14 protein-coding genes are annotated in these 14,690 nt (G+C 52.0%); 8 read left to right on the top strand and 6 right to left on the bottom strand.

Features of this window, described 5'->3' with window-relative positions; all coding sequences use genetic code 11:
* Positions 1-6: 6 nt before the first annotated feature.
* Both rpoE and rseD read right to left on the bottom strand, forming a co-directional pair.
* Positions 7-582 (bottom strand): RNA polymerase sigma factor RpoE, encoded by a 576-nt coding sequence (gene rpoE / locus NNO04_RS18150; protein WP_000003307.1) that lies wholly within the window; start codon positions 580-582, stop codon positions 7-9.
* Complete coding sequence (gene rseD, locus NNO04_RS18145) at positions 579-734, bottom strand: rpoE leader peptide RseD (RefSeq protein WP_192613109.1); 156 nt, start codon at positions 732-734, stop codon at positions 579-581. Before rseD ends, rpoE begins: the two co-directional genes overlap by 4 nt.
* A gap of 273 nt (positions 735-1,007) precedes the next feature.
* Between rseD and nadB the strand changes: the two genes are divergently transcribed.
* Positions 1,008-2,630, top strand: coding sequence for an L-aspartate oxidase (gene nadB / locus NNO04_RS18140; RefSeq protein WP_271445862.1), 1,623 nt, complete (start codon positions 1,008-1,010; stop codon positions 2,628-2,630).
* Here the strand turns inward: nadB and trmN are convergent.
* A complete protein-coding gene (gene trmN, locus NNO04_RS18135; RefSeq protein WP_271445861.1) occupies positions 2,615-3,352 on the bottom strand; it encodes a tRNA(1)(Val) (adenine(37)-N(6))-methyltransferase TrmN in 738 nt (245 codons plus the stop codon). The genes nadB and trmN overlap by 16 nt on opposite strands.
* Before the next feature lie 131 nt (positions 3,353-3,483).
* Between trmN and srmB the strand changes: the two genes are divergently transcribed.
* Complete coding sequence (gene srmB, locus NNO04_RS18130) at positions 3,484-4,818, top strand: ATP-dependent RNA helicase SrmB (protein ID WP_271445860.1); 1,335 nt, start codon at positions 3,484-3,486, stop codon at positions 4,816-4,818.
* A gap of 17 nt (positions 4,819-4,835) precedes the next feature.
* On the opposite strand, the gene NNO04_RS18125 is transcribed toward srmB, so the two are convergent.
* Positions 4,836-5,732, bottom strand: coding sequence for a LysR family transcriptional regulator (locus NNO04_RS18125; protein WP_271445859.1), 897 nt, complete (start codon positions 5,730-5,732; stop codon positions 4,836-4,838).
* 102 nt (positions 5,733-5,834) lie between these two features.
* On the opposite strand from NNO04_RS18125, the gene eamB reads away from it, so the two are divergent.
* Positions 5,835-6,422 carry a cysteine/O-acetylserine transporter gene (gene eamB / locus NNO04_RS18120; protein WP_271445858.1) on the top strand — a complete coding sequence of 196 codons (588 nt, stop codon included), beginning with the start codon at positions 5,835-5,837 and terminating at the stop codon, positions 6,420-6,422.
* Positions 6,423-6,500: 78 nt separating this feature from the next.
* Here the strand turns inward: eamB and grcA are convergent, their stop codons facing one another.
* Positions 6,501-6,884 carry an autonomous glycyl radical cofactor GrcA gene (grcA, locus tag NNO04_RS18115; protein WP_096756118.1) on the bottom strand — a complete coding sequence of 128 codons (384 nt, stop codon included), beginning with the start codon at positions 6,882-6,884 and terminating at the stop codon, positions 6,501-6,503.
* 317 nt (positions 6,885-7,201) lie between these two features.
* On the opposite strand from grcA, the gene ung reads away from it, so the two are divergent.
* Entirely contained in the window at positions 7,202-7,891 is a 690-nt protein-coding gene (gene ung, locus NNO04_RS18110; protein WP_271445857.1) for a uracil-DNA glycosylase, read from the top strand.
* A gap of 33 nt (positions 7,892-7,924) precedes the next feature.
* Here the strand turns inward: ung and NNO04_RS18105 are convergent, their stop codons facing one another.
* The gene (locus NNO04_RS18105) at positions 7,925-9,004 is read right to left on the bottom strand and encodes a tRNA/rRNA methyltransferase (RefSeq protein WP_271445856.1); all 1,080 of its coding nucleotides are present in this window, start codon (positions 9,002-9,004) and stop codon (positions 7,925-7,927) included.
* A 208-nt stretch (positions 9,005-9,212) separates the two neighbouring features.
* Here NNO04_RS18105 and trxC point away from each other — a divergent pair, with 208 nt between their 5' ends.
* The 4 genes from trxC (at position 9,213) to pssA (ending at position 14,566) form a co-directional block, all read left to right on the top strand.
* Complete coding sequence (gene trxC / locus NNO04_RS18100) at positions 9,213-9,632, top strand: thioredoxin TrxC (RefSeq protein WP_271445855.1); 420 nt, start codon at positions 9,213-9,215, stop codon at positions 9,630-9,632.
* A 69-nt stretch (positions 9,633-9,701) separates the two neighbouring features.
* Complete coding sequence (gene tapT, locus NNO04_RS18095) at positions 9,702-10,400, top strand: tRNA-uridine aminocarboxypropyltransferase (protein WP_271445854.1); 699 nt, start codon at positions 9,702-9,704, stop codon at positions 10,398-10,400.
* Between the two features lie 35 nt (positions 10,401-10,435).
* On the top strand, positions 10,436-13,093 hold the full coding sequence (locus NNO04_RS18090) for a bifunctional acetate--CoA ligase family protein/GNAT family N-acetyltransferase (RefSeq protein ID WP_271445853.1): 2,658 nt from the start codon (positions 10,436-10,438) through the stop codon (positions 13,091-13,093).
* A 117-nt stretch (positions 13,094-13,210) separates the two neighbouring features.
* Positions 13,211-14,566: a CDP-diacylglycerol--serine O-phosphatidyltransferase gene (gene pssA / locus NNO04_RS18080; protein WP_271445876.1), complete on the top strand. Its 1,356-nt coding sequence runs from the start codon at positions 13,211-13,213 to the stop codon at positions 14,564-14,566.
* Positions 14,567-14,690: the final 124 nt, after the last annotated feature.

Raw genomic sequence — 14,690 nt, 5'->3', positions numbered from 1 at the left:
CTATCGTCAACGCCTGATAAGCGGTTGAACTTTATTATCAATAGCTTCCCGCGCTCGGAAGATACGAGAACGCACCGTACCCACCGGACAATCCATGATAGCGGCTATCTCTTCATAGCTTAGGCCATCTAGCTCCCGCAAGGTAATTGCCATGCGTAAATCTTCCGGGAGGGACTCAATAGTTCGGAAAACTATCTGTCTCAGCTCTTCTGACAACATTAAGTTCTCAGGGTTCGAAATTTCTTTCAGCGCACCGCCACTTTCGAAGTTTTCTGCTTCAATCGCATCCACATCACTGGATGGCGGGCGGCGCCCCTGAGCGACCAGGTAATTCTTAGCTGTATTGACTGCAATTCGATATAGCCAGGTATAAAAAGCACTATCTCCCCGGAAAGAATCCAGCGCGCGATAGGCCTTAATAAATGACTCTTGCACCACATCGGGAACATCGCCCGACGGCACATAGCGGGAAACCAGACTCGCCACTTTATGCTGGTAGCGTACCACCAGTAAATTAAAGGCTTTCTGATCTCCCTTCTGGACCCGTTCAACCAGGACCTGGTCCGTTAACTGCTCGCTCATCCGAGGTAAAGTCTCCCCAAACCAAATTTCCACGCGCTCTCGAAACGCCACTCCATCAGCCGCACTATGAGCAAGCAATGGGTTAGAGTGTCAGAGTTTCGTAAAGTTCCGTTACGCATTTGTTTTTGTTTGTCATGTTGTAGACAGGTCATTATCTCTCATTATAAGTCTACAGAGTCTGAACAACGCACTATCTGTTTAGAAATGCCCATTTAGTCGCTTGCAGAGTAACCCAACAGCGCCTTTATTTCATCACATAATCTGGCGCTAACGACCTGCTTCGCAAAATATTTTCCGTATTTTACATCCTACAGTCTGCTCCTTTCATGTTTAGTGGTTGCAACACATATAAAAATAAAACGTGCTGTAAAGCGCGGTGTGGTGCTATGCTGACCAAACACTGTTTAGTAAATTAAACAAACACAATGAATACGATTCCTGAACTCTCCTGTGACGTGTTGATTATTGGTAGCGGTGCTGCCGGACTCTCTCTGGCGCTGCGCCTGGCTGAAAAGCATCAGGTCATTGTCCTGAGTAAGGGGCCAGTTAGCGAAGGTTCGACATTTTATGCGCAGGGCGGTATTGCCGCCGTTTTCGATGAGACCGACAGTATTGACTCCCACGTCGAAGATACGCTGGTTGCAGGCGCCGGTATTTGCGATCGTCACGCGGTGGAGTTCGTCGCCAGCAATGCCCGTTCATGCGTTCAATGGCTGATTGATCAGGGCGTCCTGTTTGACACCCATGTTCAGGCTAATGGGGAAGAAAGCTACCATCTGACCCGCGAAGGTGGGCATAGCCATCGCCGCATTCTGCATGCTGCCGATGCCACCGGCAAAGAAGTCGAGACCACACTGGTCAGCAAAGCGCAACACCACCCTAATATCCGTGTTCTGGAACGCAGCAATGCCGTTGATTTAATTATCTCCGATAAAATTGGCTTGCCGGGAACCCGTCGGGTGGTTGGCGCATGGATCTGGAATCGTAATAAAGAAGCCGTCGAAACCTGCCATGCGAAATCGGTGGTGCTGGCTACGGGCGGGGCATCAAAGGTGTATCAATACACCACCAACCCGGATATCTCCTCGGGGGATGGTATTGCGATGGCCTGGCGCGCCGGGTGTCGCGTCGCCAACCTCGAGTTTAATCAGTTTCACCCCACGGCGCTGTATCATCCACAGGCGCGAAATTTCCTGCTCACTGAAGCACTGCGCGGCGAAGGGGCGCACCTTAAACGCCCTGACGGTACACGATTTATGCCGGACTTTGATGAACGTGGCGAACTGGCACCACGCGATATTGTCGCCCGGGCCATCGATCATGAAATGAAGCGTCTTGGTGCCGATTGTATGTTTATCGACATCAGCCATAAACCTGCTGAGTTTGTCCGTCAGCACTTCCCGATGATTTACGAAAAGCTGCTAGGTCTGGGGATTGATCTCACCAAAGAGCCGGTGCCTATCGTTCCTGCCGCGCACTATACCTGCGGCGGTGTCATGGTGGACGATTTTGGCCGAACCGATGTCGATGGTCTGTATGCGATCGGAGAAGTGAGCTACACCGGTCTGCACGGCGCGAACCGCATGGCCTCTAATTCACTGCTGGAATGCCTGGTATATGGCTGGTCAGCGGCTGAAGATATCGACCGCCGCATGCCGTATGCCCGTGGCGTTAACCAACTCCCAGCCTGGGATGAAAGCCGAGTTGAGAATCCGGATGAACTGGTGGTCATTCAGCATAACTGGCACGAACTGCGCCTGTTTATGTGGGACTATGTCGGTATTGTCCGCACCACAAAACGTCTGGAGCGCGCCCTGCGCCGTATCACCATGCTGCAACAGGAGATCGACGAGTATTACGCCAATTTCCGTGTGTCGAACAATTTACTGGAACTGCGTAATCTGGTGCAGGTGGCCGAACTTATCGTTCGCTGTGCGATGCAGCGTAAAGAGAGCCGGGGGTTGCATTACACGCTGGATTATCCAGCCTTGTTGCCTGAATCCGGCCCATCAGTGCTCTCTCCATTAAGCACTCACATAAACAGATAAAACGCCTGGGTCAGCGCCGTGTAACTTTCAGAGTAACGCTGGTCTGGCCCACGGATCACCATCCGGTCGCTAAAACACTCCCCAGCCTGAGGGGAAAACGCCAACAGTACCCGATGCGGCAAGCGAGCTTCCGTTTCCGCAACATCAGTACGCAGCCGCAAATGCCACCCCATACTTAACGCCTGTTGCGTGAATGTGTTGCCAATCTGTTCTGGCAGCACAACGCAAAAAAATCCCTCTTCCGTGATGCACTCCGTGGCATTGGCTAGCAACGTCTGGTGATCCAGCGTCGTGGTATAACGCGCCTGCTCACGCTGTGGCGTGGCACATTCCACCCCCTGCTCGTAATAAGGAGGATTGCTGATGATCAAATCAAAACGAACAGTCTGACGAGGAACCCACTGCTGAACGTCATCAGTGTGCACCGTCACGCGATGCGCCCACGGTGACTGTATAATATTTTCCTGCGCTTGTTCGGCAGCGGCGGCGTCCAGTTCTACCGCATCAATGATGACGCTTTCGTCGGTACGCTGCGCTAACATTAGCGCCAGCAGCCCACTCCCCGTACCAATATCAAGGACTCGCTTCACGCCCGCGACAGGCGCCCAGGCACCTAAGAGAATGCCGTCAGTTCCTACTTTCATTGCGCAACGGTCGTGCGCCACAAAAAACTGCTTAAAAGTAAATCCATTACGGCGAACGACGGATGTAGACTGGGGCATGAAAACACAACCTTGCAGGAAAAACGGCAATAGCACCGGGTGAAAACAATACCTGAGAAGCGATATCCATACAAACAGATGAAGATTGCAGCCGTAACGTCTATAATCAGCGCCCCACACAGAGGTAGAACATGACTGTAACGACTTTTTCCGAACTTGAACTCGATGAAAGCCTGCTGGAAGCACTCCAGGATAAAGGTTTCACTCGCCCGACCGCCATTCAGGCTGCCGCCATTCCGCCTGCGCTCGATGGCCGTGATGTCCTCGGTTCTGCGCCAACAGGCACCGGTAAAACGGCGGCATATTTGCTGCCAGCGTTGCAGCACCTGCTCGACTTCCCACGCAAGAAATCCGGTCCGCCGCGAATTTTAATTCTGACGCCGACCCGCGAACTGGCGATGCAGGTTGCCGATCACGCCCGTGAACTGGCGAAACACACTCATCTGGATATCGCAACCATCACCGGGGGCGTGGCATACATGAACCACGCGGAAGTGTTTAGCGAAAACCAGGATATCGTGGTCGCCACCACTGGTCGCCTGCTGCAATATATTAAAGAAGAAAACTTCGACTGCCGCGCCGTCGAAACACTGATCCTCGACGAAGCCGACCGTATGCTGGACATGGGTTTTGCTCAGGATATTGAACATATCGCTGGGGAAACGCGCTGGCGTAATCAGACGATGCTGTTCTCCGCTACGCTTGAAGGCGATGCCATTAAAGATTTTGCTGAGCGCCTGCTGGAAGAACCCGTCGAAGTTTCTGCAACGCCTTCCACGCGCGAGCGCAAAAAGATCCATCAATGGTATTACCGTGCCGATAATTTAGAGCATAAAGTCGAACTGTTGAAGCACCTGCTAAAACAAGACGATGCCACACGTACTATCGTGTTTGTGCGTAAGCGCGAGCGCGTACACGAACTTGCCGAGATGCTGCGTGCCGCAGGGATCAACAACTGCTATCTCGAAGGCGAGATGCCGCAGATCAAACGCAACGAAGGCATTAAGCGACTCACCGACGGCCGCGTAAACGTACTGGTTGCCACCGACGTTGCCGCGCGTGGTATCGATATTCCTGACGTGAGTCACGTCATTAACTTTGATATGCCGCGCAGTGGTGATACCTATCTGCACCGTATCGGCCGTACAGGCCGCGCCGGTCGCAAAGGTACTGCAATTTCTCTGGTCGAAGCCCACGATCACCTGCTGCTGTTAAAGATCGGTCGCTACATTGAAGAACCGCTGAAAGCGCGTGTCATTGATGAACTTCGCCCGACAACGCGTGCGCCGAGTGAGAAACTGACCGGCAAGCCGTCTAAAAAAGTGCTGGCTAAACGCGCTGAGAAGAAAAAAGAGAAAGACAAAGAAAAGCCACGCGTGAAGAAACGTCACCGTGATGCGAAAAATATCGGTAAGCGTCGCAAACCTGCCAGCGCGGGTACGCCACCGCAGACGAACGAAGAGTAAAAAAATCGCCGGGTTAGTTAGCCCGGCATTTTTTTATTTTCTGTTGAAAAACACGCCTCAACGCACTCCATAAAAATCTGCATCGCCGGGCTGACGGCTTTTCCCGCATGGTGTGCGCACAACGCCATGATTGAAGGCGTTGTATCGAATGGCAGTTCTCTCAATTCCCCTGAGCGCAACTCTCGCTCAACGGTGAATCGCGGTAAAAAGCTCACCCCGAGATTTGCCGCAACACACTGTTTGATACTCTCAATACTCCACAATTCGATCGTGTTTTGCAGCGTGATCCGCCGCTGGCGAAGTATTCCTTCAAACAGCTGGCGGAAAATACACTGCGGCTCATTGATGATAAAGCTACAGGCAATGTGTCGACCTTCCTGGGTAAAATCAACATCCTGGAGTAATGGAGATGCCACCAGCACCAGGGACTGTTCTCCCAATGGCTTCATCTCAAGCGCATCATCATTACCGACCCGATAAAAGATCCCCAAATCAACGTCATCATTAAGCAATGCGTCGCGGATAACGTAGCAGTTGAGCGACTGCAACGACAGCTGGACATTAGGCGCTCGTTGCTTAAAACGTTGCAGAACCTGCGGCATTTTATAGGCCAGCAGTGTTTCCCCTGTCGCAATGCGAAGCTCCCCACTGGGTTGTGAATCCTGCCTTGCCGCTTCACGAATGGACTCCATGACGCGGGTCAGATCGTGGATGTGCGGCATCAGTTTCTTTCCTTCTGCGGTAAGGCACATTCGCCGCCCTATCTTCTCAAACAGTTGCAAAGAGAATTCCCGTTCCAACTGTTGAATATGAAAAGTCACGGTCGATTGTGTACAGCAAAGCTTTTGCGAAGCACGTAAAAACGAGCCTTCTTCCACGACCGTTTTCAACGTAATGAATCGCCGCAGATCCATAATCACCAACCTATCGAAGTTATCGAATTCAGAGTTTAAAAACATTCATTTTTTTAAATGTTTCACATCGGGTACTGTCTGCTAAAACAGAGGAGATGACAAGTGACGCCGACCCTTTTAAGTGCCTTTTGGACCTATACACTGATTACAGCCCTGACCCCTGGACCCAACAATATCCTTGCGCTCAGTTCCGTTACCCAGCATGGTTTTCGCCAGAGCACACGCGTGCTGGCGGGAATGAGTCTGGGATTTTTGATCATCATGTTGCTGTGCGCCGGGATCTCGTTTTCGCTCGCTATCATCGATCCCGCCATCGTCCATTTACTGAGTTGGGCAGGTGCGGCCTATATTCTGTGGCTGGCGTATAAAATTGCCACCAGTCCGACTTCCGGGGGGAACGCAACGTCAAAGCCGATCGGTTTTTGGGCGAGTTTTGGTTTGCAGTTCGTCAACGTCAAAATCATTTTGTACGGTATAACCGCACTCTCCACATTTGTACTGCCGCATACAAAAGAGTTGAATTGGGTGGTAGGCGTCAGCCTGTTACTGGCGATCATCGGGACGTTCGGTAATGTGTGCTGGGCGCTGGCCGGGCATATTTTTCAGACGGTTTTCTGCCGTTATGGCCGTCAGTTGAATGGTGTGCTGGCGTTGTTGTTGGTCTATTGCGCAGTGCGGATTTTTTACTGATGAAATGCAAAAAGCGGAAGATGCGCCTGCATCCTCCGCTTTTGATTAGTGGATTACTGGGGGATTTTCCCGTGAGCCTTACAGGCTCTCAGTAAAGGTACGAGCGATAACGTCGCGCTGCTGTTCTGGCGTCAGAGAGTTAAAACGCACAGCATAGCCAGAAACACGGATGGTCAGTTGCGGATATTTTTCCGGATGCTTAACCGCATCTTCCAGTGTTTCACGACGCAGAACGTTAACGTTCAGGTGCTGACCACCTTCCACGCGAACTTCCGGCTGCACGTCTACCGGAACTTCACGGTATTCGATTTCGCCCAGTTTGCTAACAGCAACGACTTCATCAGCAGAGAAACCTGCTTTCGCAACGATGCAGCGCGCTTCGCCTTTTTCGCTGTCCAGCAGCCAGAAAGAGTTCAGCAGGTCGTCGTTAGCAGCTTTAGTAATCTGGATACCTGTAATCATGTGATGCCTCCCCGGCAAAATTATTTGATTTCGGTTGGCCCATCGCGGCCAATTGGTAAAACCATTGTTGCTTGAGTGTATATATACCCCTCACACCCCCTTGATTCCTTGATTTAAATCAACAAAAACCACACCATGAAAAGGGTGATGAGTGGATTTTATTGTTTTACATCAACTTACACTCCACGCATCGATAAACTTTTTACATAAATTTTCAACATTCTTTAGGGGAAGCCCGGTTTTGCGGCATGCAGAATTTTGCGCCATAGAAAGAAGCAGTTAAGCTAGGCGTATTGAAAAATTCGCAGGAGAGCGAGATGGCCACCGAATTAACCTGGCATGACGTACTGGCTGATGAAAAACAGCAGCCCTACTTTGTTAACACGCTACATACCGTCGCGGGAGAACGTCAGTCAGGAATGACGATTTATCCACCGCAAAAGGATGTCTTCAATGCGTTTCGCTTCACTGAGCTGGGTGATGTTAAAGTCGTGATTCTGGGACAAGACCCCTATCATGGACCCGGCCAGGCGCATGGTCTTGCCTTCTCAGTGCTTCCCGGTATCGCCCCGCCTCCGTCGCTGTTAAATATGTATAAAGAGCTTGAGGCCTCAGTACCTGGCTTTACCCGCCCCACGCATGGTTATCTGGAAAGTTGGGCGCGTCAGGGCGTGTTGCTGCTCAATACCGTGCTAACCGTACGGGCCGGTCAGGCGCATTCACACGCCAGCCTTGGCTGGGAAACGTTCACCGATAAAGTCATCAGTCTGATTAATGAACATCGGGAAGGGATAGTCTTTTTGCTCTGGGGTTCGCATGCGCAGAAAAAAGGCGCCATTATTGACACCCAGCGTCATCACGTGTTGAAAGCGCCACATCCGTCGCCGCTGTCCGCACATCGCGGTTTCTTTGGCAGCAATCACTTTGTTCTGGCAAATCAGTGGCTGGAACAGCGGGGCGAAAAGCCAATTGACTGGATGCCGGTAGTTCCGGCTGAGAGCGAGTAAAAAAATGCCAGCGATTCGCTGGCATTTTTTCTATCAGGCTTTGTTTTGACGCCACCACTCAGCAAGCAACACACCTGTCGCCACCGAGACGTTGAGCGTGTCAACATTACCCGTACCGTCAATTGCCACGCACAGGTCGTCTGCAGAAAGTGCAGCTTCCGGCAAGGCGTCGCGTTCACGACCTAACACCAGCACCATTTTCTCTGGCAGTGTGGTAGCAAACAGCGGTTTACCCTGAGCGCTGGACGTCGTGACGACGGTGTAACCCGCCTGACGGAAATCATCCAGCACGTCAACCAGGCTGTCGCCCGTAATCGGTTGCACGTGCTCAGCGCCACCTTCAGCAGTACGGATCGCAGCCCCGGACTCCAGTAGCGCGGCATCCTGCACCACGACACCTTTCACGCCAAAGTGCGCACAGCTACGCATCATTCCGCCGAGGTTATGCGGGTTAGCAATATCTTCCAGCGCCAGCACACAATCCTGTGCCCCTGCCTGACTTACCCACTGCTTAACCGTCGTACCATTGCGTTTTTTGATCAGGAAACAGACGCCGCCGTGGTGTTCCGTACCGGAGGCTTTCGCCAGTTCCGCTTCGTCAACCACGTGATAAGCTTTACGGTTTGCCGCCATCCAGCGTAGCGCTTCTTTAAAACGCGGGGTCACGCTCTGAATAAACCAGGCACGTACAATCGCATCCGGTCGGCTCTGGAACAGCGCCTGACAAGCATTCTCGCCGTAGACGCGGGTCTCTTCCGCACGTTGACGACGCAATACTTCAGGATCGATAAAACTTTTGCCGCTGATTCCACCGTGATCGGCTTTTTCCGTCGTTTCATCACCCGGGGCACGGGAAACCGTACGCCACGGCGAGTCTTCACGTTTACGGTCGCGTTCAACATCACGGCTACGACCACGTTCACGACCGCGTTCGCTGTTCGGGCCCTTTCTGTCATCACGGGCAGGGCGACGACCGCCTTCGGCTCGGGAAGTACCGGGGCGACCGCCGCCTTTACCAGTACGTGGATTTTGAGTGCGTTTGTCCGAGTCATCATCACTGCGGACGTACATCACTTTGACCTTGCCGTTTTTGTTCTTCAGTTCGTCGCTCATTTCTTTTCTCCACCTGCGCTGCGCGAAGCGCGCAGATTACCTGATGTGTCATCGGTTAGCCATTATTTCATTTAAAAGCTAATGACTATTGTACTCATCGAATAAAACACATTGTTGTTTAAAACAGTCTCCCCGATAATATGTAACATAATAGAAACATACCGACGTAATTGTCGGGAAGTCTACCTTACTCTTCCAGAGGTTAGTTATGAATACCGTTTGTACCAGCTGCCAGGCTATTAACCGCATTCCCGATGATCGTATTGCGGAAGCGGCAAAATGCGGACGCTGTGGTCACGACCTGTTTGATGGAGAAGTGATTAATGCGACCGGTGAAACGCTGGATAAACTGCTGAAGGACGATCTCCCGGTGGTGGTTGATTTCTGGGCGCCATGGTGCGGCCCATGCCGTAATTTTGCCCCGATCTTTGAAGATGTCGCCGAAGAGCGTAGCGGCAAAGTTCGCTTTGTAAAAGTGAACACAGAAGCGGAACGCGAACTGAGTGCCCGTTTTGGTATTCGTAGTATCCCAACCATCATGATTTTCAAGAAAGGCGAAGTTGTCGATATGCTGAATGGCGCAGTGCCAAAAGCCCCTTTTGATAGCTGGCTGAACGAATCGCTGTAATCTCTCCGGGGCGCATCTTGTGCCCCGTTTTCACCTCTGCGACAATAGCGTTTTTCAACGCATTCTCCCATGACTGATAACGCTGTACTCCAGTTACGCGCCGAACGCCTCGCGCGCGCCACGCGTCCTTTTCTAGCCAGAGGTAACCGCATTCGTCGCTGTCAGCGATGCCTGCTGCCATTAAAACAGTGTCTGTGCGATACGCTAACGCCTTCGCAAGCGAAAAGCCGCTTTTGTCTGGTGATGTTTGATACCGAGCCGATGAAGCCCAGTAATACGGGGCGTTTAATTGCGGATATTTTGCCCGATACCACTGCGTTTCAATGGTCGCGTACAGAGCCGCCGCAGGCGCTGCTCGATCTGGTGAAAAACCCGGATTTTCAACCGATGGTAGTGTTCCCGGCCTCCTATGCAGGGGAAGAGCGCGACGTGATTCTCACACCTCCGACAGGGAAACCACCGCTGTTTATTATGCTCGACGGCACCTGGCCGGAAGCGCGTAAAATGTTTCGTAAGAGCCCTTATCTCGACAACTTGCCGGTGATTTCAGTCGATCTGTCACGACTTTCCGCTTATCACCTGCGCGAAGTCCATGCACAGGGGCAATACTGCACCGCCGAAGTGGCCATTGCGCTGCTGGATCTGGCTGGCGACGCCGAAGCCGCAAGCCGTCTGGGCGAACACTTCTCCCGCTTTAAAACACGTTACCTGGCAGGAAAAACGCAACATCAAGGAAGCGTCACAGCAGATTTATCAGAAAGCGTTTAAAATCATTCGGTCACTGGTGCCATAAGGAAGCCGATATGAGTCAGCGTGGTCTGGAAGCGCTACTGCGACCAAAATCTATTGCGGTGATTGGCGCGTCAATGAAGCCCCATCGAGCTGGTTATCTGATGATGCGCAACCTGCTGGCCGGAGGGTTCAACGGTCCCGTCCTGCCGGTGACGCCCACCTGGAAGGCGGTGTTAGGTGTTCTTGCCTGGCCAGATATTGCCAGCCTGCCTTTTACACCCGATCTCGCCGTCCTTTGTACCAATGCCAACCGCAATCTTGCTCTGCTGGAGGCTCTGGGAGAGAAAGGATGCAAAACCTGCATTATTTTGTCGGCTCCGGCGTCTCAGCACGCTGAGCTTCAGTCCTGCGCCCGACGTTTCAAAATGCGGTTGCTTGGCCCGAATAGTCTGGGATTACTGGCGCCCTGGCAGGGCCTCAACGCCAGTTTCTCACCTGTGCCTATTAAGCGCGGCAAGCTCGCGTTTATTTCGCAGTCAGCCGCAGTCTCCAATACCATTCTGGACTGGGCGCAGCAGCGGGAAATGGGCTTTTCTTACTTTATCGCGCTAGGCGACAGTCTGGACATTGATGTCGATGAATTGCTGGACTACCTTGCGCGAGACAGCAAGACCAGCGCAATCCTGCTTTACCTTGAACATTTAAGCGATGCCCGGCGCTTTGTCTCTGCCGCCCGTAGCGCGTCGCGTAATAAACCGATTCTGGTCATTAAAAGCGGTCGTAGTCCGGCAGCCCAGCGTTTACTCAACACCAGCGCGGGGATGGATCCCGCATGGGATGCCGCGATTCAGCGTGCGGGGTTGCTGCGCGTCCAGGATACCCACGAACTCTTCTCTGCGGTCGAAACGCTCAGCCACATGCGCCCGCTGCGCGGCGACCGACTGATGATCATCAGTAATGGCGCAGCCCCTGCTGCCCTGGCGCTGGATGAGCTTTGGTCACGTAACGGCAAATTAGCGACGCTGAGCGAAGAGACATGCAGCAAACTGAGAGAAGCGCTGCCCGATCACGTCAACATCGCCAACCCATTGGATCTGCGTGATGACGCCAGCAGCGATCATTTTGTCAAAACAGTGGACATTTTGCTGGCCAGCCAGGATTTTGATGCCTTGATGGTGATCCATTCCCCCAGCGCAGTTGCTCCAGGGACCGAAAACGCCCAGGCGCTGATTGAAGCAGTGAAGCATCATCCCAGAGGGAAATACGTCTCCTTGCTGACCAACTGGTGTGGTGAATTCTCCTCTCAGGAAGCCCGCAAGTTATTCAGCGAAGCGGGACTGCCCACCTATCGTACGCCGGAAGGCACGATTACGGCGTTTATGCACATGGTGGAATACCGCCGTAACCAGAAGCAATTGCGGGAAACGCCAGCACTGCCGACGAACCTGACGTCAAATACCACAGAGGCGCACAAGCTATTGCAGCAGGCCATTGATGAAGGTGCAACATCACTGGATACCCATGAAGTTCAGCCAATTCTTCAGGCCTACGGCTTGCAGACGTTGCCAACCTGGATTGCCAGCGACAGTGCGGAAGCCGTGCATATCGCGGAACAAATCGGCTATCCGGTTGCGTTAAAACTGCGATCTCCGGATATTCCGCATAAGTCTGAAGTTCAGGGGGTCATGCTGTACCTGCGTACGGCAAATGAAGTTCAGCAGGCGGCCAATGCCATTTTTGATCGCGTAAAAATGGCCTGGCCACAGGCGCGAATCCACGGCCTGTTGGTACAAAGCATGGCCAACCGCGCAGGAGCGCAAGAGTTGCGTGTGGTGGTGGAACACGACCCGGTATTTGGTCCTCTGATTATGCTTGGCGAAGGCGGTTTGGAATGGCGTCCTGAGGAGCAGGCCGTCGTTGCGCTGCCGCCACTAAACATGAACCTGGCGCGCTATTTAGTGATTCAGGGAATAAAGAATAAAAAAATCCGCGGTCGAAGCGCGCTACGTCCGCTGGATGTCACAGGTTTAAGCCGGTTGCTGGTGCAGGTATCAAACCTGATCGTCGATTGCCCGGAAATTCAGCGTCTGGATATCCATCCACTGCTCGCATCCGCTGACGAATTCACTGCGCTGGATGTGACGCTGGATATCGCCCCTTTCGAAGGCGATAACGAAAGCCGGCTTGCGGTACGTCCGTATCCACAACATCTCGAAGAGTGGGTGGAGATGAAAAATGGCGAACGTTGCCTGTTCCGCCCTATCCTCCCTGAAGATGAACCGCAACTTCAGCAATTCATTTCTCAAGTCACGAAAGAAGATCTTTATTATCGTTATTTTAGCGAGATCAACGAATTCACTCATGAAGATTTAGCCAACATGACGCAGATCGACTACGATCGGGAAATGGCATTTGTTGCCGTACGGCGTCATGATCGCACAGAGGAGATCCTCGGCGTCACGCGCGCGATCTCCGACCCGGATAATATCGATGCTGAGTTTGCAGTACTGGTGCGCTCTGATCTCAAAGGATTCGGTTTAGGGCGTCGGTTAATGGAAAAATTGATTGCTTATACTCGGGATCACGGACTGAGACGCCTCAATGGTATTACGATGCCAAACAATCGCGGCATGGTGGCACTGGCCCGAAAGCTCGGGTTTGAGGTTGATATCCAGCTCGAAGACGGAATTGTTGGGCTAACGCTTAATCTTGCCCAATATGAGGAATAGTGAGTAAGGTACTGGAAATGTTGACCACTTTAATGGGTACTGATGTTATCATTGCCCACTTATGTCGTCTGCATAGTACAGAGGACCCTTCAATGAACAGAGAAGAAATGCACTGTGATGTTGTCAAAATTTAAGCGTAATAAACATCAACAACACCTTGCCCAACTACCTAAGATTTCTCAGTCAGTTGATGATGTAGAGTTCTTTTATACTCCCGCTAATTTCAGGGAGACTCTGCTGGAGAAAATAGCCAGCGCGACACGGCGTATTTGCATTATTGCCCTGTATCTTGAACAGGATGATGGCGGCAAAGGCATACTCGACGCGCTTTATGCGGCTAAACGGCAGCGTCCTGAGTTGGATGTCCGGGTGCTTGTCGACTGGCATCGTGCGCAGCGTGGGCGTATTGGCGCAGCAGCGTCTAACACCAACGCTGACTGGTATTGCCGAATGGCGCAAGAAAATCCAGGTATCGACATTCCCATCTACGGCGTACCGGTTAACACGCGGGAAGCACTTGGCGTCCTGCATTTTAAAGGCTTCATCATCGATGACAGCGTCATCTATAGCGGCGCAAGCCTGAACGATGTTTATCTGCATCAACATGATAAATACCGTTACGACCGTTATCAGCTCATTCGCAATGCGCAAATGGCGAACATCATGTATGAGTGGGTCACTCAGAATTTGATGAACGGCCGTGGCGTGAACCGTCTGGATGATATACATCGTCCGAAAAGCCCTGAGATTAAAAATGACATCCGGTTGTTCCGTCAGGAGCTACGCGATGCGTCATACCATTTCCAGGGGGATGCCGATAACGAACAACTCTCCGTGACACCGCTGGTCGGATTAGGGAAATCCAGTCTGCTGAACAAGACGATTTTCCATCTTATGCCGTGTACGGAGCACAAGCTCACTATCTGTACGCCTTATTTCAACCTCCCTGCCGTCCTTGTGCGTAGCATCATTCAGTTACTGCGTGATGGTAAGAAGGTCGAGATTATTGTCGGTGATAAAACGGCGAACGACTTCTTCATCCCCGAGAATGAACCGTTCAAAATCATCGGTGCGCTTCCATATCTTTACGAGATTAACCTGCGTCGCTTCCTGAGCCGTCTGCAGTATTACGTGAATACCGACCAACTCGTTGTGCGCCTGTGGAAGGATGACGACAATACCTATCACCTGAAAGGTATGTGGGTCGATGACAAATGGATGCTCATCACCGGTAACAACCTTAACCCTCGGGCCTGGCGTCTGGATCTTGAAAACGCGATTTTGATCCACGATCCAAAGCAGGAATTAGTGCCTCAGCGTGAGAAAGAGCTCGAGCTTATCCGCACGCACACTACGATTGTTAAGCATTATCGCGACCTGCAGAGTATTGCCGACTACCCCGATAAAGTCCGCAAGCTGATCCGTCGACTACGCCGCATTCGAATCGACAAATTAATTAGCCGTATTCTGTAAATAAATATCCTCCGGCATAGCCGGAGGTTTTTCAAATGCGCCTGTAAGGCTCTGTTACCAGCCGCGCCCTAACAGGCGCATACGATCTGACATTTGCATCCAACTTTGTTACTTACGGCCCGTA

Source organism: Citrobacter sp. Awk 4, from assembly GCF_028069725.1.
GTDB lineage: Bacteria > Pseudomonadota > Gammaproteobacteria > Enterobacterales > Enterobacteriaceae > Citrobacter_D.
This window is presented reverse-complemented; position numbering and strand designations above follow the sequence as displayed.

Excerpts from the sequence above, each read along its gene's own strand:
- rpoE (WP_000003307.1), bottom strand. The coding sequence starts at position 582 with ATGAGCGAGCAGTTAACGGACCAGGTCCTGGTTGAACGGGTCCAGAAG.
- rseD (WP_192613109.1), bottom strand. The coding sequence starts at position 734 with ATGACCTGTCTACAACATGACAAACAAAAACAAATGCGTAACGGAACT.
- nadB (WP_271445862.1), top strand. The coding sequence starts at position 1,008 with ATGAATACGATTCCTGAACTCTCCTGTGACGTGTTGATTATTGGTAGC.
- trmN (WP_271445861.1), bottom strand. The coding sequence starts at position 3,352 with ATGCCCCAGTCTACATCCGTCGTTCGCCGTAATGGATTTACTTTTAAG.
- srmB (WP_271445860.1), top strand. The coding sequence starts at position 3,484 with ATGACTGTAACGACTTTTTCCGAACTTGAACTCGATGAAAGCCTGCTG.
- NNO04_RS18125 (WP_271445859.1), bottom strand. The coding sequence starts at position 5,732 with ATGGATCTGCGGCGATTCATTACGTTGAAAACGGTCGTGGAAGAAGGC.
- grcA (WP_096756118.1), bottom strand. The coding sequence starts at position 6,884 with ATGATTACAGGTATCCAGATTACTAAAGCTGCTAACGACGACCTGCTG.
- ung (WP_271445857.1), top strand. The coding sequence starts at position 7,202 with ATGGCCACCGAATTAACCTGGCATGACGTACTGGCTGATGAAAAACAG.
- NNO04_RS18105 (WP_271445856.1), bottom strand. The coding sequence starts at position 9,004 with ATGAGCGACGAACTGAAGAACAAAAACGGCAAGGTCAAAGTGATGTAC.
- trxC (WP_271445855.1), top strand. The coding sequence starts at position 9,213 with ATGAATACCGTTTGTACCAGCTGCCAGGCTATTAACCGCATTCCCGAT.
- tapT (WP_271445854.1), top strand. The coding sequence starts at position 9,702 with ATGACTGATAACGCTGTACTCCAGTTACGCGCCGAACGCCTCGCGCGC.
- NNO04_RS18090 (WP_271445853.1), top strand. The coding sequence starts at position 10,436 with ATGAGTCAGCGTGGTCTGGAAGCGCTACTGCGACCAAAATCTATTGCG.
- pssA (WP_271445876.1), top strand. The coding sequence starts at position 13,211 with ATGTTGTCAAAATTTAAGCGTAATAAACATCAACAACACCTTGCCCAA.